This window comes from Rhodanobacter sp. UC4452_H20 (assembly GCF_052978205.1).
The window spans coordinates 456,609-481,995 of record NZ_CM129662.1 but is presented as its reverse complement, the minus strand read 5'-3'; the positions used below and the strand labels follow the sequence as shown (position 1 = coordinate 481,995).

28 protein-coding genes are annotated in these 25,387 nt (G+C 65.0%); 19 read left to right on the top strand and 9 right to left on the bottom strand.

The features are described 5' to 3' along the window. The first annotated feature begins 129 nt into the window (after positions 1–129). The 5 genes from ACVCMC_RS02200 (at position 130) to ACVCMC_RS02180 (ending at position 3,263) form a co-directional block, all read left to right on the top strand. Positions 130–747, top strand: coding sequence for a GNAT family N-acetyltransferase (locus tag ACVCMC_RS02200; protein ID WP_395119467.1), 618 nt, complete (start codon positions 130–132; stop codon positions 745–747). Continuing rightward, positions 744–1,505 carry a septum site-determining protein MinC gene (gene minC / locus ACVCMC_RS02195; protein ID WP_395119469.1) on the top strand — a complete coding sequence of 254 codons (762 nt, stop codon included), beginning with the start codon at positions 744–746 and terminating at the stop codon, positions 1,503–1,505. Before ACVCMC_RS02200 ends, minC begins: the two co-directional genes overlap by 4 nt. 51 nt (positions 1,506–1,556) lie before the next feature. Next, positions 1,557–2,372, top strand: a complete 816-nt coding sequence (gene minD / locus ACVCMC_RS02190; protein WP_395119471.1) for a septum site-determining protein MinD — start codon at positions 1,557–1,559, stop codon at positions 2,370–2,372. Between the two features lie 5 nt (positions 2,373–2,377). Further along, entirely contained in the window at positions 2,378–2,674 is a 297-nt protein-coding gene (gene minE, locus ACVCMC_RS02185; protein ID WP_395119473.1) for a cell division topological specificity factor MinE, read from the top strand. Between the two features lie 91 nt (positions 2,675–2,765). Next, complete coding sequence (locus ACVCMC_RS02180; RefSeq protein WP_395119475.1) at positions 2,766–3,263, top strand: hypothetical protein; 498 nt, start codon at positions 2,766–2,768, stop codon at positions 3,261–3,263. 33 nt (positions 3,264–3,296) lie between these two features. On the opposite strand, the gene chaB is transcribed toward ACVCMC_RS02180, so the two are convergent. From chaB to ACVCMC_RS02160, 4 genes are all read right to left on the bottom strand, one after another. Continuing rightward, a complete protein-coding gene (gene chaB / locus ACVCMC_RS02175) occupies positions 3,297–3,524 on the bottom strand; it encodes a putative cation transport regulator ChaB (protein WP_447098514.1) in 228 nt (75 codons plus the stop codon). Positions 3,525–3,624: 100 nt separating this feature from the next. Next, positions 3,625–4,200 carry a DNA-3-methyladenine glycosylase gene (locus ACVCMC_RS02170; RefSeq protein ID WP_447099441.1) on the bottom strand — a complete coding sequence of 192 codons (576 nt, stop codon included), beginning with the start codon at positions 4,198–4,200 and terminating at the stop codon, positions 3,625–3,627. A gap of 7 nt (positions 4,201–4,207) precedes the next feature. After that, a complete protein-coding gene (locus ACVCMC_RS02165) occupies positions 4,208–4,669 on the bottom strand; it encodes a carboxymuconolactone decarboxylase family protein (RefSeq protein ID WP_447098513.1) in 462 nt (153 codons plus the stop codon). A gap of 5 nt (positions 4,670–4,674) precedes the next feature. Then, complete coding sequence (locus ACVCMC_RS02160; RefSeq protein ID WP_395119481.1) at positions 4,675–5,505, bottom strand: isocitrate lyase/PEP mutase family protein; 831 nt, start codon at positions 5,503–5,505, stop codon at positions 4,675–4,677. A gap of 161 nt (positions 5,506–5,666) precedes the next feature. Between ACVCMC_RS02160 and ACVCMC_RS02155 the strand changes: the two genes are divergently transcribed. The 13 genes from ACVCMC_RS02155 (at position 5,667) to ACVCMC_RS02095 (ending at position 15,688) form a co-directional block, all read left to right on the top strand. Next, positions 5,667–6,809 (top strand): DUF2235 domain-containing protein, encoded by a 1,143-nt coding sequence (locus ACVCMC_RS02155; protein WP_447098512.1) that lies wholly within the window; start codon positions 5,667–5,669, stop codon positions 6,807–6,809. A 210-nt stretch (positions 6,810–7,019) separates the two neighbouring features. Beyond that, the gene (gene crcB, locus ACVCMC_RS02150) at positions 7,020–7,406 is read left to right on the top strand and encodes a fluoride efflux transporter CrcB (protein WP_395119485.1); all 387 of its coding nucleotides are present in this window, start codon (positions 7,020–7,022) and stop codon (positions 7,404–7,406) included. A 12-nt stretch (positions 7,407–7,418) separates the two neighbouring features. Then, entirely contained in the window at positions 7,419–7,790 is a 372-nt protein-coding gene (locus ACVCMC_RS02145) for a DUF190 domain-containing protein (protein ID WP_447098511.1), read from the top strand. Between the two features lie 3 nt (positions 7,791–7,793). Then, positions 7,794–8,912 carry a cyclopropane fatty acyl phospholipid synthase gene (gene cfa, locus ACVCMC_RS02140; RefSeq protein ID WP_447098510.1) on the top strand — a complete coding sequence of 373 codons (1,119 nt, stop codon included), beginning with the start codon at positions 7,794–7,796 and terminating at the stop codon, positions 8,910–8,912. 133 nt (positions 8,913–9,045) lie between these two features. Next, the gene (locus ACVCMC_RS02135; RefSeq protein WP_447098509.1) at positions 9,046–9,363 is read left to right on the top strand and encodes a hypothetical protein; all 318 of its coding nucleotides are present in this window, start codon (positions 9,046–9,048) and stop codon (positions 9,361–9,363) included. 152 nt (positions 9,364–9,515) lie between these two features. Beyond that, positions 9,516–9,923, top strand: coding sequence for an MAPEG family protein (locus tag ACVCMC_RS02130; RefSeq protein ID WP_447098508.1), 408 nt, complete (start codon positions 9,516–9,518; stop codon positions 9,921–9,923). A 59-nt stretch (positions 9,924–9,982) separates the two neighbouring features. Beyond that, positions 9,983–10,228, top strand: coding sequence for a hypothetical protein (locus ACVCMC_RS02125; protein WP_447098507.1), 246 nt, complete (start codon positions 9,983–9,985; stop codon positions 10,226–10,228). A gap of 73 nt (positions 10,229–10,301) precedes the next feature. Then, positions 10,302–11,168, top strand: coding sequence for a TraB/GumN family protein (locus ACVCMC_RS02120; protein WP_447098506.1), 867 nt, complete (start codon positions 10,302–10,304; stop codon positions 11,166–11,168). 13 nt (positions 11,169–11,181) lie between these two features. Continuing rightward, positions 11,182–11,826 (top strand): carbapenem self-resistance protein CarG family protein, encoded by a 645-nt coding sequence (locus ACVCMC_RS02115; protein WP_447099440.1) that lies wholly within the window; start codon positions 11,182–11,184, stop codon positions 11,824–11,826. Between the two features lie 82 nt (positions 11,827–11,908). Further along, on the top strand, positions 11,909–14,146 hold the full coding sequence (gene parC, locus ACVCMC_RS02110; RefSeq protein WP_447098505.1) for a DNA topoisomerase IV subunit A: 2,238 nt from the start codon (positions 11,909–11,911) through the stop codon (positions 14,144–14,146). A gap of 194 nt (positions 14,147–14,340) precedes the next feature. After that, positions 14,341–14,841 (top strand): hypothetical protein, encoded by a 501-nt coding sequence (locus ACVCMC_RS02105; protein ID WP_447098504.1) that lies wholly within the window; start codon positions 14,341–14,343, stop codon positions 14,839–14,841. Between the two features lie 191 nt (positions 14,842–15,032). Then, entirely contained in the window at positions 15,033–15,377 is a 345-nt protein-coding gene (locus tag ACVCMC_RS02100; protein WP_447098503.1) for a transposase, read from the top strand. Beyond that, positions 15,278–15,688, top strand: a complete 411-nt coding sequence (locus tag ACVCMC_RS02095; protein ID WP_447099534.1) for a transposase — start codon at positions 15,278–15,280, stop codon at positions 15,686–15,688. The genes ACVCMC_RS02100 and ACVCMC_RS02095 overlap by 100 nt, the downstream gene beginning before the upstream one ends. A 49-nt stretch (positions 15,689–15,737) precedes the next feature. On the opposite strand, the gene ACVCMC_RS02090 is transcribed toward ACVCMC_RS02095, so the two are convergent. The 4 genes from ACVCMC_RS02090 to ACVCMC_RS02075 all read right to left on the bottom strand — a co-directional run bounded on the left by ACVCMC_RS02090 (position 15,738) and on the right by ACVCMC_RS02075 (position 23,286). Next, positions 15,738–16,070, bottom strand: a complete 333-nt coding sequence (locus ACVCMC_RS02090; protein WP_447098502.1) for a DUF2442 domain-containing protein — start codon at positions 16,068–16,070, stop codon at positions 15,738–15,740. 65 nt (positions 16,071–16,135) lie between these two features. Continuing rightward, positions 16,136–16,972 carry a transposase gene (locus tag ACVCMC_RS02085; RefSeq protein WP_447098501.1) on the bottom strand — a complete coding sequence of 279 codons (837 nt, stop codon included), beginning with the start codon at positions 16,970–16,972 and terminating at the stop codon, positions 16,136–16,138. An 842-nt stretch (positions 16,973–17,814) separates the two neighbouring features. Beyond that, entirely contained in the window at positions 17,815–19,629 is a 1,815-nt protein-coding gene (locus tag ACVCMC_RS02080) for an AIPR family protein (RefSeq protein ID WP_447098500.1), read from the bottom strand. Positions 19,630–19,710: 81 nt separating this feature from the next. Next, a complete protein-coding gene (locus ACVCMC_RS02075) occupies positions 19,711–23,286 on the bottom strand; it encodes a methylmalonyl-CoA mutase family protein (protein ID WP_447098499.1) in 3,576 nt (1,191 codons plus the stop codon). 265 nt (positions 23,287–23,551) lie between these two features. Here ACVCMC_RS02075 and ACVCMC_RS02070 point away from each other — a divergent pair, with 265 nt between their 5' ends. Further along, on the top strand, positions 23,552–24,388 hold the full coding sequence (locus ACVCMC_RS02070; protein WP_447098498.1) for an energy transducer TonB: 837 nt from the start codon (positions 23,552–23,554) through the stop codon (positions 24,386–24,388). A gap of 91 nt (positions 24,389–24,479) precedes the next feature. On the opposite strand, the gene ACVCMC_RS02065 is transcribed toward ACVCMC_RS02070, so the two are convergent. Beyond that, positions 24,480–25,385, bottom strand: a complete 906-nt coding sequence (locus ACVCMC_RS02065) for an alpha/beta hydrolase (protein ID WP_447098497.1) — start codon at positions 25,383–25,385, stop codon at positions 24,480–24,482. Between the last annotated feature and the right edge of the window lie 2 nt (positions 25,386–25,387).

Genomic DNA, 25,387 nt, shown 5'->3' with positions numbered 1-25,387 from the left:
CCGGCACCGCTTTACGCCGGTTTTACATGTTCCCGGCTTGATGCCAGCGCGACAGCCGCATGGCATAATGCGCCGTCCGGGAGCCGCACCGTCGACTCCTGTCCCGATTCCACCATTGCGGAGCAACGAATGGCCCTTGCCATCCGCGACGTGCGCGAGCACGACCTGGATGCCGTGCTGGCGCTCAACAACGCCGCCGGTCGCTCCATCCTCACCCTCGATGCCGGCCAGTTGCGCTACTTCTTCGAGCACGCGAACTACTTCCGTGTCGCCGAGATCGACGGCCACATGGCCGGTTTCCTGATCGCCCTGCGCGAAGGGCTCGACTACGACAGCCCGAACTACCGCTGGTTCGCGGCGCATTACCCGCAGTTCGTCTACATCGACCGCATCGTGATCGCCAACGCCTACCGGCGCCACGGGCTGGGCCGCATTTTCTACAGCGATGTGCACAGCTACGCCGAAGTGCGCGTGCCGCTGCTGACCTGCGAGGTGTTCCTGGAGCCGCGCGACGACGTGGTGGTGCTGTTCCACGGCACCTACGGCTTCCAGGAGGTCGACCAGCAAAAAATGGGGCCCGACGGCCCGCAGGTCAGCCTGCTGGCGAAGGACCTGCCCAGCTACGCGTACGTCCGCGACACCTGGCTGGAGCACGGCGGGCTGCCCGACACGGCGTGGCTGGCCGAGCGCGAGCTGCCGCACGACGACAGCGGCCAGCGGCGTATCGCCCGCGAGCGGCACGCATGAACGCCCGCGCCGAAACCAACGACGCCTGCGACCTGCGCTTCGGCCAGGTCGGCATCGCCTGCGTGCGCGTGCGCCGGGTCGACGCCGCCGCGCTGTGCGACGAACTCGAACGCCGCGTGCGCGCCGCGCCGCAGATGTTCGCCCGCGCCGCGGTAGTGCTGGACCTGAGCCACCTGTCGAGCCTGCCCGACGACGGCGCGGTCGACGCCCTGCTGGAGGCCGTGCGCAGCGCCGGCATGCTGCCGGTGGGCCTGGCCTACGGCACCAGCGAGACCGAGGCGCTGGCCAAGCGCATGGGCCTGCCGCTGATCGCCAAGTTCCGCGCGGCGTACGAACCGGCCGCGGCCGCGCCGGCGGCAGCCCAGCCGGCGCGCACCGAACCCGCGCCGCCGCCCGAACCGATCCTGTCCACCCCCGCCGCCGGCAACCGGCAAAGCACCGAGCACCACATCGGCACGGTGCGCTCCGGCCAGCAGGTCTACGCGCGTGACTGCGACCTGATCGTCACCGGCACCGTCGCCAACGGCGCGGAGGTGATCGCCGACGGCAACATCCACATTTACGGTGGCCTGCGCGGGCGTGCCATGGCCGGCGCGCAAGGCGACGAGAAGGCGCGCATCTTCGTCTCCGGCTTCCGCGCCGAGCTGGTCGCGATCGCCGGGCAGTACCGCGTGTTCGAGCAGATTCCGGCCGAACTCGAAGGTCAATCCGTGCAATGCTGGCTGGAAGGCGAAAAGCTGCTGATCGCCAGGCTGTGATCGTTCACCACGCATCCTGTACAACAAGAACAACCACGCGGAGATGGGCCCTTGACTGCTGAGATTATCGTTGTCACCTCCGGCAAAGGCGGCGTCGGCAAGACGACGACCAGCGCCTCGCTCGCCACCGGCCTGGCCATGGCCGGCAAGAAAACCGCGGTGATCGACTTCGACGTCGGCCTGCGCAACCTCGACCTGATCATGGGCTGCGAACGCCGCGTGGTGTACGACTTCGTCAACGTCGTGCACGGCGAGGCCACGCTCAAGCAGTCGCTGATCAAGGACAAGCGCTACGACAACCTGTACGTGCTGGCCGCCAGCCAGACCCGCGACAAGGACGCGCTGACCATGGAAGGCGTCGAGAAGGTGCTCGACGGCCTGTCCGCGGAGGGTTTCGAGTACGTGGTGTGCGACTCCCCCGCCGGCATCGAGAAGGGCGCCCACCTGGCGATGTACTTCGCCGACCACGCCGTGGTGGTGGTCAACCCGGAAGTGTCCTCGGTGCGCGATTCGGACCGCATCCTCGGCCTGCTCGCCAGCAAGACCCGGCGCGCCGAGAAGGGCGAGACCCCGGTCACCCAGCACCTGCTGCTGACCCGCTACAACCCGGCGCGCGTGGCGATCGGCGAGATGCTCAGCGTGAAGGACGTGGAGGAAATCCTCGGCATCGAGGTGGTCGGCGTGATCCCCGAATCGGAGAACGTGCTGACCGCCTCCAACAACGGCATCCCGGTAATCGTCGACGCCAACTCGCAGGCCGGCCAGGCCTACGGCGACACGGTGGCCCGCATTCTCGGCGAAGAGCGCCCGTTGCGCTTCATCGACGTGCCCAGGAAGGGCTTTCTCCAGCGCGTGTTCGGAGGTTGATCACGATGGGTATTCTCGATTTCCTGAAGCGCAAGCCCGAAGCCACCGCCACGGTGGCGCGCGAACGCCTGCGCATCATCGTGGCGCAGGAGCGCTCCACCCGCGGCGCACCGGACTACCTGCCGATGATGCGCAACGAACTGCTCGAAGTGATCAAGAAATACGTCCACGTCGACCTCGATGCGATCAACATCAACTTCGAGCGCGACAGCGGCCACGAGATCCTCGAACTCTCGGTCACCCTGCCGGAAGGCAAGCAGGCGGCCAAGGGCGAGAACAAGGACGAAGCCAGGACCGGCTGAGCCGCGGCCAGCCGGTTTTCATCATTCGACAGCCCGCCGGCACCCTGTCCGGCTCCACTCCGCCGCCACCGCACGCGCCCGGCGCACGACCATGCATCCCGACATCACGCGACCTTCCGGCGATCCGGCCCGCACCGTGCTGCGCATGGCCGACATCGGATTCGACGCGCCCGCGGCGCTGCTCGGCCGCTTCGGCCTGCACCTGCAGCGGGTGGCGGCGGGTGAACCGATTCCCGGCAGCTTCTGGGGCGAGGAGGAGGCCGGCATCATCGGCACCACCGTCTACGCCCGCGACGACACGCCGGCACACTCGCTGCTGCACGAGGCCGGCCACCTGATCGTGCTGCCGGCGGACAGACGTCCGGACGTCCATACCGACGCCACCGATTCGATCGAGGAAGAAGACGCCACCTGCTACCTGCAGATCGTGCTGGCCGACGAGCTGCCCGGCGTGGGCCGCGAACGCCTGATGCGCGACATGGACGCCTGGGGCTATTCGTTCCGTCTCGGCTCGACCCGCGCGTGGTTCGAACACGACGCCGAAAATGCCCGCGAATTTCTCAAGGCGCGCGGCCTGCCGCACGCCTGACGCAGGTCCCCGGCTCCGAACCCCGAATCCCGGCTACCTGGCGTGCCAGTTGCCGTCGCGGCCCTTCTCGTACTTCTGCTTGACCGCCGACCAGGCGACCTTGTGCGCCGCTTCCTCGCGTGACTCGTCGCCGCGCCGCTCGTCCTTGTCGGCGTATTCGTCCCAGGCGCTGTTGAATGCTTCCTTGTAGATCTCCTGCGCGTGCCTGGGCAGGTGGTCGCGTACGGAATCGGGCAGGTTGCTGATGGAGGAATAAGGCATGGCCGCAGGCTCCGCAATGGGTGGTGAGGCTGGGTACCGTGTACCGCGCGCGATCAACCTGCCGTCAATTCCATGTGGTCTGCGCGGCAAGCACCTCCGCTCAGCGACGCGAGACGTGCGGGTCGTTCGGCACGTACCAGCGCCACGGCTCGTCGACCGCGCGGGTGATGCCGACGCGCGGCGTGATCACCGGCGCGGCCGGCGGCGGCACGCCATCGTCGACGATGCTGAAGCCGCCGGCGCCGTCGACCAGGTCGATGCCGTCCTGCGCGCGGTCGATGCCCATCGCCTGGCACAGCCGCGCCGGTCCGCGGCACAGGTCGCGATCGCTGCGGCAGGCGGGGCGTGCGGCGCGCATCGCAGCCAGCCCGTCCAGCGGCGCCAGCGCGCGCAACAACACCGCCACGCCCTCGCCCTCCTCGCCGCAGACCGGGTTGCAGCACCAATGCATGCCGTAGGTGAAGTACACATAGAGCAGCCCCGGCATACCGAACATCGTCGCATTGCGCGCCGTGCGGCCGCGCCAGGAGTGCGCGGCCGGATCGGTCGGCCCGCAGTAGGCTTCGGTTTCCACGATGCGGCCGCTGCGGCCGTCGGCGTGCCGCAGCACCTTGTTCAGCAGTTCCGGCGCCACCGTGCGCGGGTCGCGCCGGTAGAATGCGCGCTCCAGCACCATGGCGCGATCAACCCGCCGGCTGCGGCTGGTAGTTGCCGACATCCGCGCGGAATCCGATGGCCAGCCGGTTCCAGCCGTTGATCGCGATGATCGCCAGGGTGAGATCGACCATGGCCTTGTCGTCGAACTGGGCGCGTACCTCGTCATACAGGGCGTCAGGCAGGTCGTTCGTCGATACCAAGGTGACCGCCTCGGCCCAGGCCAGCGCGGCACGCTCGCGCGCCGAGTAGAACGGCGCCTCGCGCCACGCCGCCAGCACGTGCAGCCGCTGCTCGGTTTCGCCGGCGGCGCGCGCGTCCTTGCTGTGCATGTCCAGGCAGTACGCGCAGCCGTTGATCTGCGACACGCGCATCTTCACCAGCTCGATCAGCGAATGCTCCAGGCCGCTGCCGCGAACCTGGGCTTCCATCGCCAGCATGGCCTTGAAGGCGGCCGGCGAGGCGGTCCTGTAGTCGATGCGTCCACTCATTCCTGTCACCTCTCGTCAGTTCGAACCGGTTCGAACAGTTGCTGCGCGTCGGCGTAGCCGAAGTCGGCAACCAGTCCCTCGAAATTTCCGCTCTCGCGCATGCGCGCCAGCGCGTGATCGACGGCCGCCAGCGCCAGCGTGGTCAGCCGCGTGGCGGTGCTGACCCGGGCCACGCCGAGCCGGAAAAGCTCGGCCAGGCCGGGCATGCCGGCGCCTGCCGCGACGTTGACCGGCGCGTCGAGCGCGCGCACCAGCGCGGCCAGCGTGGCCGGATCGGCCAGTCCGATCGGATAGATGCAGTCGGCGCCCGCGGCGAGATAGGCGCGGCCACGCTCGATGGCGTCGGCCAGGCGTGCGGCCGGCTCGGCGCCGTCATGCTGCATCCAGTGATCGACCCGTGCATTGATCACGATCGGCACCCCGGCCGCGTCGGCGGCCGTTCGTGCCGCGCGCACCCGCGCCGCCGCCGCGGACGCCTCGCGCAGCGGGCCGTGGCCCGGCATGCCGTCCTCGATGTTGATGCCGACAGCGCCCGCGGCAATCACCGACTGCACCGTCGCGGCCACCTCCGCCGGCGTCTCGCCGTAGCCGGTCTCGATGTCCACCGTCACCGGCACCTCCGCCGCGCGCACGATGCGGGCGACCGCCGCCAGCACCTCGTCCAGCGGCGCCTGCTCGCCATCGGCGTAGCCCAGCGACCACGCCACGCCGGCGCTGGTGGTGGCCACCGCGGCGAAGCCCCGCCGCGCGAACAGCCGCGCGCTGAGCGCATCCCAGGCGTTGGGCAGCAGCAGTACGCGGCTGCGGTCGTGCAGGCGCCGGAACGCCTGCGCCATGTCTGTCCGGGCCCGTGACTGCATCGTCGCGCGTCGCCTCGTCTGGCGGAGTTGACCTTGCAGCATACGCCGCCGGCCACACTGGCGCATGGCGCCTGCTACAGTCGGCGCCGATCGACCCGAAGCTGTCGCGGGCTGCGCCCGTCGCGACGGAGGAATCCATGACCACGCGCCGACTGGTGCTGTTGTTCGATGGCACCTGGAACAAGCCGGAATCGAATACCAACGTGGAGCGCCTGCGTCGGCTGATCGCGCCGCGCGACGCACTGGGCAACGTGCAACAGGTCAACTACATCCCCGGCGTGGGGGTGAAGCGCGGGATCACCCACCTGCTCGGCGGCGCGTTCGGCTATGGCCTCTCGGGCAACGTGCTGGATGGCTACCGCTGGCTGTGCGACACGTGGCAGGCGGGCGACGAGATCTACCTGTTCGGTTTCAGCCGCGGCGCCTATACCGCGCGCAGCCTGGGCGGCCTGATCCGAAAATGCGGCCTGCTCAAGCGCGACGGCCGCGGCAAGCTGTCCCGCGCCGACGCAAGTCACGCCTACGATTTCTACCGCGACGTGGAGACCAGGCCCGACGACCCGGCCGCGCGGGCATTTCGCCAGCAGCACTCGATCGAGGTGGACATCCATTTCATCGGCGTGTGGGACACGGTCGGTTCGCTCGGCATCCCCGACACTGCCTCGTGGTTTCCGTTTGCGCGCTCGCGCTACCGCTTCCACGACACCGAGCTGAGCAAGATCGTCAAGCACGCCTACCAGGCGCTGGCGCTGGACGAACATCGCGGCGATTTCCAGCCCGCGGTGTGGACGCGCAATCCGTACACCGTCAAGCCCGGCGAATCGCTGACCTCCAAGAAGCGCGAACAGGTCGACGTCGAGCAACGCTGGTTCATCGGCTCGCACTCCGACGTGGGCGGCGGCAATCGCCGCGACGGCGCCGGCCGCAAGCCCGACCCGCTGCCCGACCTGGCCCTGGCCTGGCTGCAGACCCGCGCGATCAAGGCAGGCCTCACCTGCAGCGAACTGCTGGTGCCGCCGCCTGATGCATGCACGGGCGTGCCGCGCGACTCCTACAAGGAGTTCATGGACGGCCTCTACAAGGAGTTCAAGCCGCCGTTCGACCGCACCGTGGGCAGCGGCGTCAACGAGAAGGTGGACGAATCGGTGTGGCGTCGCTGGCTGGCCGACCCGGGCTACCGTTCGCCCAGCCTGGTTCGCGCCCTGGCCACCGCGACCGTGTTGATGTCGGTGGAAAGCGTGACCGACCCGGTCGCGCCGGTCGGCAGGCGCGGCGGTTGATCCACGCTTGACGGGCGGCCGGCGGTTTCCACTACGATGGCCCGATGGGAGATGGCATGCCTCCCGTTGCGGGCGCGCGACGCGTCCGCAACCAACCACCCCGGGTGCTTCCGCCACGAGGTTGATGATGCCTGCAACGCCGGTTCCCGGCGGCGCAGGCCTGCCTGTCGCTGCGGTCGCCGGAACCTTTCCTGCAACGGAGTAGCGCACGTGGGTCTGACTGGATTTGTCGCGATCGGGCTGGGCGGTGCCCTCGGTTGCTGGTGCCGCTGGGGCCTGGGCCTGCTGTTCAACCCGCTGTTCCCCACCCTGCCGCTGGGCACGCTGGCCGCCAACCTCACCGGCGGCCTGCTGATGGGCGTGGCAATCGGCCTGTTCCGCCATTTCCAGGCCGCGTCTCCGGAGCTGCAATTGTTCGTGATGACCGGCTTCCTCGGCGGCCTGACCACGTTCTCCACCTTCTCCGGCGAAGCGGTCACCCTGCTGCTGCGCCAGCAGTACCTGTGGTTCGGCGGCCACGTGCTCAGCCACCTGGCCGGCTCGCTGGGCATGACCGTGCTCGGCCTCGCCCTGACCCGCAACCTGCTGCGCCACTGAACGGGAGACCCCATGAATCACCAAGCCCTGCAACACGGCGCGCACCTCACCTTCTATTGCCATGCGCGTGCACGTCACGAAGGCATCCTGCTTTCCGAGTGGCTGCTGGCGCAGGCCAAGGCGCTGCATATCGGCGGCGGCTCGGTGTTCCGCGCGATCGCCGGCTACGGCCGCCACGGCGTGCTGCACGAGGAGCAGTTCTTCGAACTGGCCGACGACCTGCCGGTCAAGATCGAGTTCGTGCTGCTCGACGAGCAGGCCGAGGCGCTGCTGCAACGGCTGCGTGAGGCCCGCGTCGACGCCACGTATGCACGCTGGCCGGCAAGCTTCGCGGTACTCGGCGATTCGCCGCAGCCGCATGGGCATCATCAAGGCACGAGGTAGCGCATGAGCCAGGACGACCTCAAGAACCGCGCCGGGGAACTGCTGGCGCAAGCCGGCATCCACATCAACGGCCACGACGCGACCGACCTGCAGGTACACGACGAACGCCTCTACGCCCGCGTGTTTGCCCACGGTTCGCTGGGCCTGGGCGAGGCCTACATGGACGGCTGGTGGGACGCCGCCGACCTGCCCGGCCTGTGCACCCGCCTGCTCAGTGCGGGCATCGACCAGGGCCTGAAGACCCTCGACACCGTGCTCGCCCACCTCAAGGCGCGCTTCATCAACCTGCAGCGCGGCGAGCGCGCGTTCGAGATCGGCAAGGCCCACTACGACCTCGGCAACGACCTGTTCCAGGCCATGCTTGGCAAGCGCCTGGTGTACTCGTGCGGCTACTGGGCCAAGGCCGACAACCTCGACGACGCGCAGGAGGCCAAGCTCGACCTGGTCTGCCGCAAGCTGCAGTTGAAGACCGGCCAGCGCGTACTCGACATCGGCTGCGGCTGGGGCGAGGCGTTGAAGTATGCCGCCGAGCACTACGGCGTCGAAGGCGTCGGCATCACCGTCTCGCAACAGCAGGCCGACTACGCGCGGGAACTCTGCGCCGGCCTGCCGATCGAGATCCGCCTGCAGGATTACCGCGAGGTCGACGAGCCGTTCGACGCGGTGTATTCGATCGGCATGTTCGAGCACGTCGGCGGCAAGAACTACCGCAGCTATTTCGAAACCGTGCGCCGCTGCCTGAAGGAGGGTGGCCTGTCGCTGCTCCACTGCATCGGCAGCAACGGCGCGCCGGCGCAGACCGATCCGTGGATCGAGAAATACATCTTCCCCAACTCGATGATCCCCGCCGCCAGCCAGGTCGCGGCCGCGCTGGAAGACCTGTTCGTGGTCGAGGACTGGCACAACTTCGGCGCCGACTACGACCGCACCCTCACCGCCTGGCGCGCCAACGTCGAATCCGCCTGGCCCACCCTGCCGGAAACCTACGACGAACGCTTCCGGCGCATGTGGCGCTACTACCTCGCCGTCTCCGCCGCGGTCTTCCGCAGCCGCCGCGACCAGCTGTGGCAGATCACCCTGAGCCCGCACGGCGTGCCCGGCGGCTACCGCGTGCCGCGCTGACGCGCGCGCGGGCTCAAGTCATTGCCGCCGCGCCGTGCCGAATATCCAGGGGATGCCTGAGGGCTTTCATGTGCACCAGGGAACGGATGGAAGGGTCATGCGGAAAACCGGGGGCACCCGTCTCCAGGCCGGCATGCTGTCGCTTCTGGGGCTTGTGTTCGCGCTCCTGCTGCTACTCGATGTCGCCTATTTCATCCATGGGTCGCTGGAGCTGTTCCCCACGCAGGAACAGCAGGGGAAGATCAAGGGCATCGCGGCGCTGGCAGGGTTCGGTTTCGCGCTCGTCGAACTGGTGATCCTGGCCCTGCTCAGGCGGCTTTGCGCGCGCACCCATCGAACCCGAAACTCCGTGAAAGCATCCACGCCCGACGGCATGACGGGATTGAAGACAGCTTCGCTCCGTCCGGATTCGTTGCCACCTCCAGCGCGGGGCCCCACTGAATCGCATTGACGGCCCACGCAATGGCGGCTGCCAAAACAAGAGCATATTAGGGACGCGAACAAGGGGCGGAAGAAATGAATTGGCTGTAATCCAAACGAGCCCCGACCTAGCCGGCGGCTACCACCCATCCCACCCACTCCACGCAAATCGCAGGCGGCACCATGACCACCTCAGCTCTGGTACTCACGCTGTTCCTCGCCTGGACATTACTGCTGCTGGTAGTGATGGAGGTGCTGCGCAGCTACCTCGTCGTCACCGGCCGCGTCCGCTCGAACGGGTTCGCGCCCGACAACGCGGGCCTTTCGCCGTTCATGCAGCGGCTCGCCCGGGCACACGCGAACTGCATCGAAAGCCTGCCCGTCTTCGGCGGGCTGTTGCTGGTCGCGCTGGTCACGGATCGGACCGAGGTCACGGATGCGCTGGCCCCCTGGCTGCTGGGCGCGAGGGTCATCCAATCCGGCATCCACCTGGCTTCGACCAGCGTCATCGCCGTCAACGCCCGCTTCACCGCCTTTGCCGTGCAAATGGGCATTGGTGTTTACTGGACCTGGGGGCTGCTCGGCCTGTAGGTCAAACGAGGTCGGCGTCATTCAAGTTCAAACGCCACAAACTCTCCCAGGGAGCCGAAATGGATAGCCAGAACAAGTATTGGTTTCCCGCCAAACGCTACGGCTGGGGCTGGGGCCTGCCGACTCGATGGGAGGGTTGGGTTTGCCTTGCCGTCTATGCGGGGTGTGTTGCGCTGATCTTTCATTTCCTGCGACCAGCGGCCGACCCCGTCATGTTCGCGCTCAGCCTGGCATTGCTTACCCTCGGCCTGATCGCCGTGTGCTGGCTGAAGGGCGAACCGCCGCGCTGGCGTTCGGGCGACTGATCGGCATGGACGATCGCAGACAATCCGGGGTACCGGATTGAACCGCCACGCGCTTGCCGCAACACTCGCAGGCATGAAGCACCTGCTCGCCCACATCTCCCTCTGCCTGCTCCTGTTGCTGCCCGCGGCAGTCATCGCCCACCCCGCGCTGTGGGTAGTGAAGGATGCCGATACCACGATCTACCTGTTCGGCACGGTGCACCTGATGCCGAGCGACGCCAGTTGGCACGACCCGACGCTGGACCGGGCGCTGGCAGACAGCCGGACGTTGTACATCGAACTGACCGACGACGACCCGGCGAACATGACGGCGCTGGTGCTGCGCTACGGGATGGATGCGACGCACCCGTTGTCCAGCCAGCTCAGCCAGTCGGAGGCGCATCGGCTGGACCTGCTGGCGAACAAGCTCGGCGTGCCCGGCGGCATGCAGACGCTGAACGTGATGCGCCCGTGGCTGGCCGCGCTGACGCTGGCGGTGACGCCGCTGCTGAAGGCCGGGCTCGACCCGGAGCATGGCGTGGACAAGCAGCTGAAGGCGCAGATGAGCGCCGCCGGCAAGCCGGTGCTGGGCCTGGAAACCGCCGAACAGCAGATCCGCTTTCTCGCCGACATGCCGCGCGCGATCGAGCTGGCCCTGCTGCGCTCGACCATGCGCGACGCGAACAAGGGCACGTTCCGGCTCACCGAACTGATCGACGCCTGGAAGGCCGGCGACGTGGACGCCATCGCGCGCATCGGCAACGACGACATGCGCCTGCACGAGCCGAAGCTCTACCAACGGCTGCTGGTGCAGCGCAACCAAGTGTGGGCGACCAAGATCGCCGCCATGCTGCAGCAGCCCGGTACAGTCTTCATCGCCGTCGGCGCGGCACACTTGGCCGGGCCGGACAGCGTGCAGGTGCAGTTGCGAAAGCTCGGCATCTCCGCTCAACGAAATTGAGGCCATCGCCGTGATGAAGTCCGCAGGGATCGTTGCATTCGCACTGGTGTGTCCGCTTGCCTTGTGGGCACAAACGCCGGTGCAGCCATCGCACGGCCGAAATTTCAGCCACCTGCAGGTCATCGACATCGCCAACGGACCCAACGCGATCGACATCGATGGCGATGGCCGGAAAGATCTGGTCTTCAATGCCCACCGAAGCAACTTCAACGCACATGATTTCGAGCACATCACGTTCTACATGCAAGATCATGTTGAGGCCGGCGAAACGGATGGGACGGTGCAGAGGAAGCCGATGTGGAATGTCGTGCCGTTCTTCAACGAGAAGATTCCCGAATACGTGGCCTTCGACACCATCGAGGGGGCGGATTGCTGGCTGCGCGACATGGTCTTGCTACGCAACCCGGAGGGTTCCGTCACCGTTATCACGGCTGATCGCACCCTGGGGACGTCCTATGCCGACAAAGCGCGCATGACATTCTCGATCTATCGTGTTGCGCACAATGCGGATGGTGCACCAGGATCACCGCCTGTTTATTTCCAGCGTATCGACCAGTTCCAAAGCAGGAACCTCTATTGCGATGCGAATTACGCCATCGCCGCAGAGCTCGGCGTGAAGTTCAGGCACCCGCTCGAAGACAACGGCATCGATCACTGAAAGGTACCCGCAGGCACCGGCTTTCTGGCACCATCGTCCGGCTATCCGCGCAGCCTGCGCGCTACCTGATTGATCCAACTCCATGAACCTGCAAGCCAATTACGAACAGATCCCGCTGAAGGAATACGCCGAGCGGGCCTATCTCGACTACTCGATGTACGTGGTGCTGGACCGCGCGCTGCCGTTCGTCGGCGACGGCCTGAAGCCGGTGCAGCGGCGCATCATCTACGCGATGAGCGAGCTGGGCCTGGCCGCCACCGCGAAGCCGAAGAAGTCCGCGCGCACCATCGGCGACGTGATCGGCAAGTTCCATCCGCACGGCGATTCGTCGTGCTACGAGGCGATGGTGCTGATGGCGCAGCCGTTCTCGTACCGCTACCCGCTGGTCGACGGCCAGGGCAACTTCGGCTCGCCGGACGACCCGAAAAGTTTTGCCGCAATGCGCTACACCGAATCCAAGCTCAGCCCGATCGCCGAAGCGCTGCTCGGCGAGCTGGCCCAGGGCACGGTGGACTGGGTGCCGAACTTCGACGGCACCATGGACGAGCCGAGCTGGCTGCCGGCGCGCGTGCCGCACGTGCTGCTGAACGGCTCGATGGGCATCGCGGTCGGCATGGCCACCGACATCCCGCCGCACAACCTGCGCGAGCTGGCCACCGCGTGCATCCGCCTGCTGGACGATCCGGACGCCAGCGTCGCCGACCTGTGCGAGCACGTGCGCGGGCCGGACTACCCGACCGAGGCGGAGATCATCACCCCGCGCGCCGACCTGCTGGCGATGTACCAGACCGGCGGCGGTTCGGTGCGCGCCCGCGCGGTGTACCAGCGCGAAGAGGGCAACATCGTGATCACCGCGCTGCCGCACCAGGTCAGCCCGTCGAAGATCCTCGAGCAGATCGCCGCGCAGATGCGCGCGAAGAAGCTGCCGATGATCGAGGACCTGCGCGACGAGTCCGATCACGAGAATCCGATCCGGCTGGTGATCGTGCCGCGCTCGAACCGCGTCGACGCGGACGAGACCATGCAGCACCTGTTCGCCACGACGGACATGGAGAAGAGCTTCCGCGTCAACCTCAACATGATCGGCCTGGACGGCCGGCCGCAGGTGAAGGACCTCAAGCGCATCCTCACCGAGTGGCTGAGCTTCCGCACCAGCACCGTCACCCGGCGCCTGGAACATCGCCTGGCCAAGGTCGACCGTCGCCTGCACCTGCTCGAAGGCCTGCACACCGCCTACCTCAACCTCGACGAAGTCATCCGCATCGTGCGCAGCGAGGACGAGCCCAAGCCGGTGCTGATGGCACGCTTCCGGCTCAGCGAGGAGCAGACCGACTACATCCTCGAAACCCGGCTGCGCCAGCTGGCACGGCTGGAGGAGATGAAGATCAATGCCGAGCGCGACCAGCTCGAGGAGGAGCGCGCGCGCATCAACGTGCTGCTGAAATCGCCGGCCAAGCTGAAGGGACTGATCAAGGACGAACTGCGCGCCGATGCCGAGAAGTTCGGCGACGCACGCCGCTCGCCGCTGGTCGAGCGCGAGGTGGCGCATGCGCTGGACGAGAGCGCGCTGGTGGCCAGCGAACCGGTCACCGTGGTGCTCTCGCAGAAGGGCTGGGCGCGCGCCGCCAAGGGCCACGACATCGACGCCGAGGCACTGAACTACCGCGAGGGAGACGGCCTGCTCGCCGCGGTGAAGGCGCGCACCACGCAGCAGGTCGCGTTCATCGACTCCACCGGCCGCGCCTACTCCACGCCCGCGCACACCCTGCCCTCGGCGCGCGGCAATGGCGAGCCGCTGACCGGCCGCTTCAGCCCGGCGGCGGGCGCCAGCTTCGACGCGGTGGTCGCCGGCGACAACGATACGCGGCTGATCCTCGCCACCGACTTCGGCTACGGCTTCGTCAACCGTTTTGAATCGCTCACCGGCCGCAACAAGGCCGGCAAGCAGATCATCTCGCTCAGCGACGGCGCGAAAGTGCTGGCGCCGCAGGTCAGCGCCGATCCGGCCCGCGACCGCATCGTGGTGGTCACCAGCGAAGGGCATCTCTTGATGTTCTCGGTGGCCGAACTGCCGGAACTGGACAAGGGCAAGGGCAACAAGCTGATCGAGATTCCCAAGAAGCAGCTGGCCGAGGGCGAGCGCGTGGCCGGCGTGGCGGTCGTCGCCGAAGGCAAGGGCGAGGTCACCCTGTACGCCGGCGCGCGCAAGCTCACCCTGAAGTGGGCCGACCTGGTCGAGTACGGCGGCAACCGCGCCACCCGCGGCAACCTGCTGCCGCGCGGCCTGCGCCGCGTCGAACGCATCGAGACCACCGGCTGAACCGAACACCCGTAGGAGCCCGCTCGCGGGCGATGCTCTTGGGCGACTTCGTCAGAAGCATCGCCCGCAAGCGGGCTCCTACGACAGACAGGTCGTGACGCCTCCCGGAACTTGTCGGCGCGCCGCCTTTCCAACAGGGATGTACACGCCGACGCGGCCTCGCGCGTTGGATACGTGATCACCCCGGAGTCCGCATGAACGTCCCCCGCCTTCTCCCCGCCCTGCTGGCCACCTTGCTGGCCGCGCCGGCATGGGCGCAGAGCACAACCCAGCCGCTGAATCTCAAACTCCCGACCGGCGAACTGCCAGCCGCCAGCAGCACCACGGTCACACCTGCGAACGACGCCACGACACCCGCTCCCGCCACCACGCCCCGCACGCGCACCGCAGACAGCGTCGCCGCCACGCCACCGCGCGACCCGCCAGGCGTCTACTACGGCGACACCAGCGGACGCCTGGGCAACACCGAAGTCGCCCGCGACGCGCGGGCGGACTGCGACGACTCCACCTACAACCAGCCACAAGTCCACGGCAGCGTCGGCATGGGCGTGGCCGGCGGCAGCCGCTTCAGCGGCAACTACCAGACCGGCACGGTCAACGTCACCAAGGCCTTCGGCAGCTGCGACGAGCCGAGCGGCGGCATCAGCATCTCCGTCGGCGCCGGCACCAGCCACTTCCACGGTCGCGGTCATTGATGCGGCAGGGGTACTCGCGCCCAAAGGGGTCAGGTTCATTTCCTACGCCAGATTGAGCCGTATGGAAGTGCGCCACGCGCGCGCTCCCGGCAGCACTCGTTTCAACAGCCATGCAACCTGATCCGCTCCAACGCAGGAAGCACGGCATGGCGCGCTAGCCCCGTATCGATCTTCCCGGCATCCCGCAACACGTGGTTCAACGAGGCAATGACCGCCAAGCCTGCTTCGCGGGAGAAGCCGACTACTTGCGCTATCTGCAGGAGTTGCGTGGAGCATCATCCAGACACGACTGTGCGATCCACGCCTACGTGTTGATGACAAACCACGTCCACCTGCTGGTGACACCGGCCACCACCGGAGCCATCTCCCGCATGATGCAAGCGGTAGGCCGCCGCTACGTCGGCAGTTTCAATGCACGCTACCGGCGCACGGCACCTTGTGGGAAAGACGCTTCAAGGCAGCACTGGTCGATACCGACCGGTACCTGCTCACCTGCTATCGCTACATCGAGCTCAATCCCGTCAGGGCCCACATGACCGACGATCCCGCGGACTACCCTTCGAGCCACCACCACAACGCGATGGGACAACCAGCGCCGCTCATCACGCCGCACCAACAATACATGCTGCTGGCCACCACACTTGCCACACGACAAGCCGCCTACCGCGCGCTGGTCGATGAACTCGTGGAAGAAAAGCATCTCGACGACCTTCGCCAACACACTCAGCAGCAGCGCGCCTGGGGCAGCGAACGCTCTCGACAGCAAATCGAAGCACTGACCCAATGCTCAGTCAGCGTCAGGCCTCGCGGCAGACCCCCCAAGCCGCGAAAAATCGGGACTAAATGAACCTGACCCCTTTTTTCGAGAAAGCTCCGCCGAGCTTGCTTCAATAGCCTCAAGCGAACAAGAGGCAGCGGTCGTCCCACGACGATTCAAACGATTGTAAGTGAACCCCTTTTTGAACCACCTTCTTCCCCCGCACCAACCTCCCCTCATCCTGCAGCCGCCGATACAACGATCCCGCACTGAAATCCGACCCGTTCGGCCAAGCCAGTGCACCAAGCTCGATGAAGTGGCGTGCAAAGAACGCCGGATCACGCAGCGGCGCCGTCATCTCCGTGTCCGCCTCAACGAACCTGGAAAAGTCAAACACGCCCGAGGCACCGTCGGAGAAACGTAGCAACAGCTGATACCGCTCTTTTGGTTCGACTGCGATCAGCTTGATCATCGTCGGCTCCCGGAATCCGACTGGGGAAGCAAAGGGTCAGGCCTGGCATCATTGCATTCGGACATCTAGACGGCCCCGCGGACGATGCGGCCGACCGTGGTGAAATGCACGTTGAAATAGGCGGCAATCTGCGTATAGCTGTATTCACCGGTGGCCCACGCCGCCCGCATGGCGGCATCACGATCCAGGTGGGCTTTCGCAATCGCCTTTAGCGGCGGTGCCGGTGGCCGACGCTGAGCACGCGGAATGTTGATGTCGTCCGGCCGCTGCCCGGCTCGTTGGTGTGAAGCAGCGACAAAAGTATCGTCACCGAGGAATACTTGGCGGTTCAGATGTTTCCAGATCGACTCGCCTTCCATCCCCTCGTGCACGAACTTCTCGTACGCTGCCACGGCCCGGGCACGGCGTGTTCCAAACTGCGCAAGAAGCCCATCCGTCTCCAGCCAAGCTGGCGCGCCCACCTCACCCGTAATGGCTTGATAGCTGCTCCACGGCCACTTTGCGGGCGAGTCCACCATGTGCGCACGCACCGGATTCAACACCACGTAACGGGTCAACTCCAGTAGATAGCTGTCGGCATCGACCAGGATCGCCTTGTAGCGCCCTTGGAACAGGTGGCCCGTGCGGTGGTGACGGCGATTGCTCCATTGCGTGAACACGCCATTGAGTTGGCGCATCCCTTTTGACAAATTGCCATCCGGCGTCGCGATCACCAGATGGTAGTGATTGCTCATCAGGCAGTACGCATGGCAACACCAATTGAACTGCCCGACCACCTGGCCGAGCACCTCAAGAAACTGCGCACGATCCACGTCATCCTCATAGATCGCCTCCCGGCGATCACCACGTGCCGTCACGTGATAGAGCGCACCACCAAATTCAAGGCGAACGGGTCGAGCCATGCCGCGGAGCCTACTCCAGCGAATGCTACGATGCTAGACCTGACCCCATGCTTTGTGCTTTGTGCTTTGCATGCTTTGCATGCTTTGTGCAGCGAATGCTACGATGCTAGACCTGACCCCATGCTTTGTGCAAGCGCATCGAAGTGTTGTTGCTGCTCCACACGATGGCAGCCTTCGCCAGTTGGCTGGTGGGCATGGCCTGCGAAACCGCAGGTATCGATCAGTGGCTGACACCTTGTCGAGCCAAACGACGGCTGTACTCGATCATGCGACTCGGTCGTGAGGCGCTGGTGCGACGATGGTCAAACGCCAGGCTCGTCGAACTCATGAATCAGATACGAAAGCCAAGTCCGGCGCTACTCGATCAGATGGGTGTGCCGGCATGAAAACGTGGGGAAACCTCAGCCTCCGTCCCCTTATTCCGGAGGGACGAGATTTAATTAGCCACGTCCCCTTTATTCTGCACCCAGCAACAACGTGCCTAGGGCAGCGACCGTTTCCGCCAACAGATCGAAGCACTAACCCAGCGAGCCGTCAGCGTCCGACCGCGCGGCCGGCCACCGAAGCCACCCGAAACATTGGAAAAATGAACCTGACCCCTTTTTTGGCCCCGAAGCCACCCGAAACATTGGAAAAATGAACCTGACCCCCTTTTTAGACCCCTTTTTTAGCTCGACCCCTTTTTTAGCTCGCAACAACGTGCCTGGGGCAGCGACCGTTTCCGCCAACAGATCGAAGCACTAACCCAGCGGGCCGTCAGCGTCCGACCGCGCGGCCGGCCACCGAAGCCACCCGAAACATTGGAAAAATGAACCTGACCCTTTTTTTGTCGACACCTTTTTTCATGAAGCCGGCGTCCGCGCACGATCTGCAGCACTAATTTCCCGCTGCATATGCGTCCTGAGTTCATCGCGAAACTGCCTAAGCCTGATTAGCTCGCCCTTTCTAACAATATTGTTCGAGGTGAAACCTGTGCGGGCATGCTCGAAGGTTTCTATCGCCGCCGCAAACAGCCGCACGCAAAACTCTTCGTCCGAGAGTCTGGCAACCATTTGCTCACATCGCTCGTCGGTCTTCCCGGAGTTCATCGGGCCAACATCGACTCGCATGTCCATAGTCATCCGCGCCAGCCAGCAAAGCCAATATCGCGCGTAGTTGAAGCGCCCGTCTATTCTGCCTCGCGATTGCAGGACGTGGTACTTAAACAACAGCAGCGCGGACAAGTAGTAGGGCGTAAACTTATGATCCTCCACGAAGAGCCTAGTTCGATGCTCCCGAAGAATAGTGCTTGGGTTATTACTCATCACGAGTTGCGGTTCGCCCATCATCACCGATGCGAAAGACCTGATTTGCGAGTGAAGATTCACGATTCGAGGGCGCTCGATAGCGGCGTCACTGACCGATGAATACTCCTTCGAACGGCGCTCGTAGAAAAGTCTGTCTTGCGGATCAGACGGAAATATTCTGTAGAATTCTTGTAGTCGCTTATGGAATTTGTCGAGCGAAACGAATGCCTCATCAGGAACCGGGGTTTGTCGGTTTGTGGAACGGATGATCTTCGCAATTAGGTCATTGCTATTTGTGTGAATGATCTTGACAGGAATCTTAAGCGCACCATTTTCTCGTACGGCATCTCGATGGCGATAGACCATGTGACTGGTCTGACACCCGTTCACAACGAAATAGTCGCCAATCTCGTACTCGGTGGCACGTATGTTTGAAAACTCGCGCGCAACAACAGTGACACCATTATTCAGCAATACGAACTTATCGAGCATCACTGGATCGGCGAGCGTGTGTGCTATCTCATTGTTAACAGTGTTATCGTCTCCTTGAAAGTCTCTGACGTTCTCGTAGAACACGTGTTTTCTCAGTGAACCATCCGAGCTTTCAATTAACTTTAAGAACTGTTGTGCCGGCAAAAAACCAATAAACGCCTGAACCACATCCTCAATGTTGTCGCAAGGAACACTCTTCTCTAGTGTTATACTCACGCGAAAGCGATTCTCGATTTCACTGTAGGCATCAATAATGTAATCAGCGTCGACTAGCTTAATTGTGGCGGCACCGACTTCCTGGACAGCATCCGTAAGCGCTTCCTCCTGAGCCTTGAGAAGCCCTGGCAATAGCTCATCCGTCGGTTTACCTCCACCCGTCGCGTAGTAAAGCTCGCAACGCGGCCGCTTGGAGCCGAACAGGCGCGCGTTCTCGACCCGGAAGACCTCAGAGATCAACCGCCGGGCTTCTATCAACTCATCCGTCAATGGGATGGACGGATTCTCAGCGAAAAGGTTGCGGACAGCGGCAACAAACTTCAGCAGATCACCGGAATCAACGGAAGAGGAACGCTTCGTTTGTATGAATACAAAACGTACATCCATCCGGCGAGCTTTTCGATGTATTTCAATGTCATCCTCGTTAGCAACGAGGGCATCGTTTATAAATAGCGCGAAGGCATCCAGACCAAAGGTACTGCCGCCGTCTACGTCGACCTGCTCGAACACATTCGGATCAGAGAATGCATCCGGATCGATCTTAGAAAGAAGAGCGTAATTGACAAGGCGTTCGAACTGCTTTGCCTCATCCAATTTCTTGATTCCAAAGGAATCTGTGAACTCGTCGAGAATCCCCTTCAGGATTCGATTTCCTATGCTCATCGCTCCCCCGAATTTTCTGCGCCAAGCATATACACCTGCCTGGCATCGAACCTGTTACCCCTAATGCACCAACGGCGTGTCCTACATATTCCGCCGATACTCCCCCCCCACCTCATACAACGCATGGCTGATCTGCCCCAACGAGTTGTACTTCACCGCCTCGATCAACTGCTCGAACACATTCCGCCGCTCCCGCGCCGTCGTTTGTAGCACCTTGAGACTGTCGGAGGCCAGCGCATTCCGCGCCTCCCCATAACTCCGCACATTGGCAATCTGCGCCCCCTTCTCCTCCTCCGTCGAGCGAATCAACTCAATCTCGGTGGCAATCTCCCCGCCATGATCCTTCGGCAGGAACGTATTCACGCCGATCAACGGCAACAACCCATCATGCTTCTTGTGCTCGTAATACATCGACTCTTCCTGGATCTTCCCGCGCTGGTACATGGTGTCCATCGCCCCAAGCACCCCGCCCCGCTCGCTGATCGCCTCGAACTCCTTGTACACCGCTTCCTCGACCAGGTCAGTCAGCGTGTCGACCACGTAACTCCCCTGCCACGGGTTCTCGTTGAAATTCAGCCCGAGCTCCTTGTTGATGATCATCTGGATCGCCACCGCCCGCCGCACGCTTTCTTCGGTGGGCGTGGTGATCGCTTCGTCATAGGCGTTGGTATGGAGTGAGTTGCAGTTGTCGAACAGCGCGTACATCGCCTGCAACGTGGTGCGGATGTCGTTGAACTGGATTTCCTGCGCGTGCAGGGATCGGCCTGAGGTCTGGATGTGGTACTTCATCATCTGGCTGCGCGGAGAAGCGCCGTAGCGCTCGCGCATGGCGCGGGCCCAGATGCGGCGGGCGACGCGGCCGATGACGGTGTATTCCGGGTCCATGCCGTTGGAGAAGAAAAAGCTGAGGTTGGGCGCAAAGTCGTCCACCTTCATGCCGCGGGCGAGGTAGTACTCGACGATGGTGAAGCCGTTGCTCAGCGTGAAGGCGAGCTGGCTGATCGGGTTCGCGCCGGCTTCGGCGATGTGGTAACCGCTGATCGACACCGAGTAGAAGTTGCGCACCTTGTGGTCGACGAAGTACTGCTGGATGTCGCCCATCATGCGCAGCGCGAATTCGGTGGAGAAGATGCAGGTGTTCTGCGCCTGGTCTTCCTTCAGGATGTCGGCCTGCACGGTGCCACGCACCTTGGTCAGCGTGTCGGCTTTGATGCGCGCGTAGGTTTCCGCGTCGACCAGCTCGTCGCCGCAGACGCCGAGCAGGCCAAGGCCGAGGCCGTCGTTACCCTTGGGCAGCTCGCCGTGGTACTGCGGGCGCGGGGTGTTGGCGTACAGCTTGTCGATGTATTGCTGCGCGGCGGCCCAACGCTTGTCGTCTTCCTTGAGGTACTTCTCGACGTTCTGGTCGATGGCGGTGTTCATGAACATCGCCAGGATCATCGGCGCGGGGCCGTTGATGGTCATGGATACGGACGTGCTGGGCGCGCTGAGGTCGAAGCCGGAGTAGAGCTTCTTCATGTCGTCCAGGGTGGCGATGTTGACGCCGGAGTTGCCGATCTTGCCGTAGATGTCCGGGCGCGGCGCCGGGTCCTCGCCGTACAGGGTGACCGAGTCGAACGCGGTGGACAGGCGCGTGGCGGCGCCGCCCTGGCTCAGGTAATGGAAGCGGCGGTTGGTGCGCTCGGGCGTGCCTTCGCCGGCGAACATGCGGGTGGGGTCTTCGCCGCTGCGGCGGTACGGGTAGACGCCGCCGGTGTACGGGTAGTGGCCGGGCAGGTTTTCCTTGCCGAGGAAGGTGAGGAGTTCGCCCCAGTCCTTCGACTTGGGCGGGGCGACTTTGGGGATCTTCTGGTGGCTCAGGGATTCGCGGTAGTTGTCGACCTTGATGACCTTGTCGCGGACCTTGTATTCGTTGACGTCGGCGGTGACCGAGGCGTAGAGCGCGGGCCATTCGCGGAGCTGGTGGATGGCTTCGTGGGTGAGTTCCTTGAGGGCGGCGTTGTAGCGTTGGCGGAGGAGCAGGATTGAGCGGTCGACGGCGCTTTCTCCCCTCTCCCCTTGGAAGAGGGGTTGGGGGTGAGGGTGCGGGACCGGGGTGGAGTCTCGCGCTCCGGCCGTACCCTCACCCTCGATCCCTCTCCCGGAGGGAGAGGGATGCAAATCGGCGTTGCGATACAACTCCAGCGGGCGCGGCAGCTTGTCGTCGCCCAGTTCCTTCAACGCCTCGTAGTAGTGCTGCGCCTTGCTGGCGTATTCGGCCTGGGTCTCGATGCTCTTGTTGATGGCGCGGCCCTGCTCGGCGATTTCGGCGAGGTAGCGCACGCGGGGGCCGGGGATCAGCACGGTGGCGCGGGGTTCTTTCAGGGTGGTGTCGAGGTTGGGGGTCCACTTGTCGGCGGGCAGCGACAGCTTTTCGCGCATGAGCCGGCACAGGTTGGCGAACATCCAGGTGATGCCGGGATCGTTGAACTGGCTGGCGATGGTGGGGTACGCGGGCACGTCCTCGTCTTTCACGTTGAACGCGGTGCGGTTGCGCTTCCACTGCTTGCGCACGTCGCGCAGGGCGTCCTCGGCGCCGCGCTTGTCGAACTTGTTGAGCACGATGAGCTCGGCGAAGTCGATCATGTCGATCTTCTCCAGCTGGCTGGCGGCGCCGTAGTCGCTGGTCATCACGTAGGCGGGGAAATCGACCAGGTCGACGATCTCCGAATCGCTCTGGCCGATGCCGGCGGTCTCGACGATGACCAGGTCGTAGGGCTGGCTCTTGAGGAAGTCGATGCAGTCGTGCAGCACGGTGTTGGTGGCCGCGTGCTGGCGGCGGGTGGCCATCGAGCGCATGTAGACGCGATGGCTGCGCAGCGAGTTCATGCGGATGCGGTCGCCCAGCAGGGCACCGCCGGAGCGCCGGCGGGTGGGATCGACGGCCAGCACCGCGATGCGCATGTCGGGGAAGGCGTGCAGGAAGCGCAGCAGCAGTTCGTCGACCACGCTGGATTTGCCGGCGCCGCCGGTACCGGTGAGGCCGAGCACGGGCGTGTGCTTGCCGGCCAGCTTCCACTGCTTGCGCAGGCGGTCGAGTTCGGCGTCGGTGTAGCTGCCGCCTTCCAGGCTGGTCAGCACGTGGCCGATGCTGATCTCGTCGTCGACGTCGGGCGTGGCGTGGCTGGCCGCCTCGCGCTGGGTGAGGCGCGACTCGCGGCCCTGCTGCGCGCGGCGGATCACGTCCTCGATCATCTCCACCAGGCCCAGCTTCATGCCGTCGTTGGGGTGGTAGATGCGCTCCACGCCGTAGGCTTCCAGCTCCCTGATCTCTTCCGGGGTGATGGTGCCGCCGCCACCGCCGAACACGCGGATATGGCTGGCGCCCTTCTCCTTGAGCATGTCGACCATGTACTTGAAGTACTCGACGTGGCCGCCCTGGTAGGACGACATGGCGATCGCGTCGGCATCCTCCTGCAATGCCGCGCGCACCACGTCCTCGACCGAGCGGTTGTGGCCGAGGTGGATCACCTCCGCGCCCTGGCTCTGGATGATCCGCCGCATGATGTTGATCGCCGCGTCATGGCCATCGAACAGGCTGGCCGCGGTGACGAACCGCAGTGGGGTGGTTTCCGTCTGCGGGACGCTGGCGGGGACGTGCTTGGCGGGGGAACTCATGGCAACTCCGGACATCGTGTGCTTGAACCGTTCGATTCTAGTGGGAATCGGCATCAAGGGCTTGGACGGGGTCAGCCTGATGCGAGGCGCGCCGGGGTGTTCCTCCGGCATCCGGCGGCGCCCCACGTGGTGGCTGCCACCACGTTTTGCCGACATACTCGGCTCAGACAGGTGACGCCATCGGCGCGCCGACCAAGGCGAACGGGTAACGGACCGCGGCAGGGAGCGGCGCCAGGCAACTTAAACGCACTGGAGGAATGCACGCATGAAGAAGGTGATATTCGCGGCCATCTTTGCCTTGGTCGCGGTGGTCGCGCAGGCCAGCTCGGTCAAGGATCTCGAATCCTCCGCCGTCATCGACGGCAGCATCGTGGTGACCACGGATGGCTCGGTGCGGACCACGCAGATCGATGAGCCCGAGAAGTACGGTCCCATCGCCGAGATGGTGCGCAAGGCCGCGTTGAAGTGGCGCTTTCAGCCCGTGCTGCGCCATGGCGAACCGGTGGTGGCGAAGGCCAGCATGCATGTCCGCGTCGTGGTCAAGAAATTGTCCGAGGGCCGCTATGCGGCTCGCATCACGGGCGCGACGTTCGGCGATGACGACCCCGTGCCCACCAACGAGCTGCGATATGCGGACAGCCAGCGGGTCATGCCGATCTACCCCGCCGCCCCGGCCAAGGCCCGCGTGGACGCCACCGTGTACGTGGTGCTGCGCGTGGACCGCAGCGGCCGCGTCGCCGATGCCGTGGCCGAACAGGTGAACCTTGGCAGCCCCGGGGCCGAAGTTCTGGCGCGCAGATACCGCCGTGCCTTCGCCGAGGCGGCGCTGGAGGCGGCGCGCAAGTGGACTTTCAAGGTCCCCACCACCGGCGAGCTGGCCGCCAGATCGGACTGGACGGCTCGCGTCCCGATAGATTTCCACGTCGAGTCATCGCGCCACGCCGATACCGTGCCGGTCTGGCAGACCTACGTTCCCGGGCCGTACACGCCCGCCCCATGGGTTCACCGCCCGGGGCAAGACGCCGGCGATGCCATTGCCGAGGGTGCGCTGCAGACCGATGGCACCGGCCCGGTACTGCTCAGCAAACCGGACCAGGGCTGACAAGCGGCGAATAGCGCGCCGTCCGGTGGCGCGGAAGCGGCGCTTGCCCAAGGACACGCCATGGTAGCGATCACGCCGCCGCAGGCGTGGCTCAGGCCTGGTCGCAGAAGAGGTTCGGCGAACCCACCACGCGCGCGCCCACCGTTTCCCCGCGCAGGAAAGCAAACGCCGCGTTGATCACCTCGGGCGCATCGAGCACGCGGCGGTGACCGAGGCCCTGCGTCGTGTACAGCCGCGCGCCGGAGCAGTACTGGGCGTAGCGCTCGCCCTCGCCCCACGGCACCTCGGTGTCATCGAGGTCGTGCACGATCAGCACGGGCTGGCCCAGCGCGGGCAGGTGGCGATGCACCTGCAGTTGTTCGACGCTGACGCCGGTGCGGCGCAGCAGCCAGTCGAAGAATGGTTGTTGCAAGTGTTCGCCCAGGCGCACGAAGCGGAAAAAACGGCTGGCCGCGGCCTTCATGTCTGCCGCCGGCGCCACCAGGATCAGCCGCCGCGCATGCCAACTCTCGTCCTGCGCGAAGACGACAGCGGCGCCACCCAGCGAGTGGCCGACCGCCAGCGCGGCGTTGCCGTAATGTTCGCCGATCGCGTGGATGGTCGCGGTGAACTCCGGCAGCGTGCACAGCGTGCCGCTGCTGTGGCCGTGGCCGGGCTGGTCGAACGTGACCACGGCGAATCCCAGCGCGCGCAAGCGCGCCACCCACGGCAGGAAGCGCAGGCCGAAGCTGGACCAGCCGTGCGCCAGCAGCGCATACGGCTGGGTCGAGGGATCGCCCCAGACATAGGTGGCGATGGTTTCGCCGTTGACGTGCAACTCGCCGCGGCGCATGTCCGCGTCGCCTTGCACGGCTTCGGCGCGGCTGCGGCTGCTGGCGAACGGGGTGGCAAACAGGCGCGCGGCGCGGTTCACGGTGCGCCCGGGCGCGATCCGCCCGCCCAGCACGAAGCCGGTGCGCACGGTGCCGAGCCTGATTTTTTCGATGACGGTGGACATGG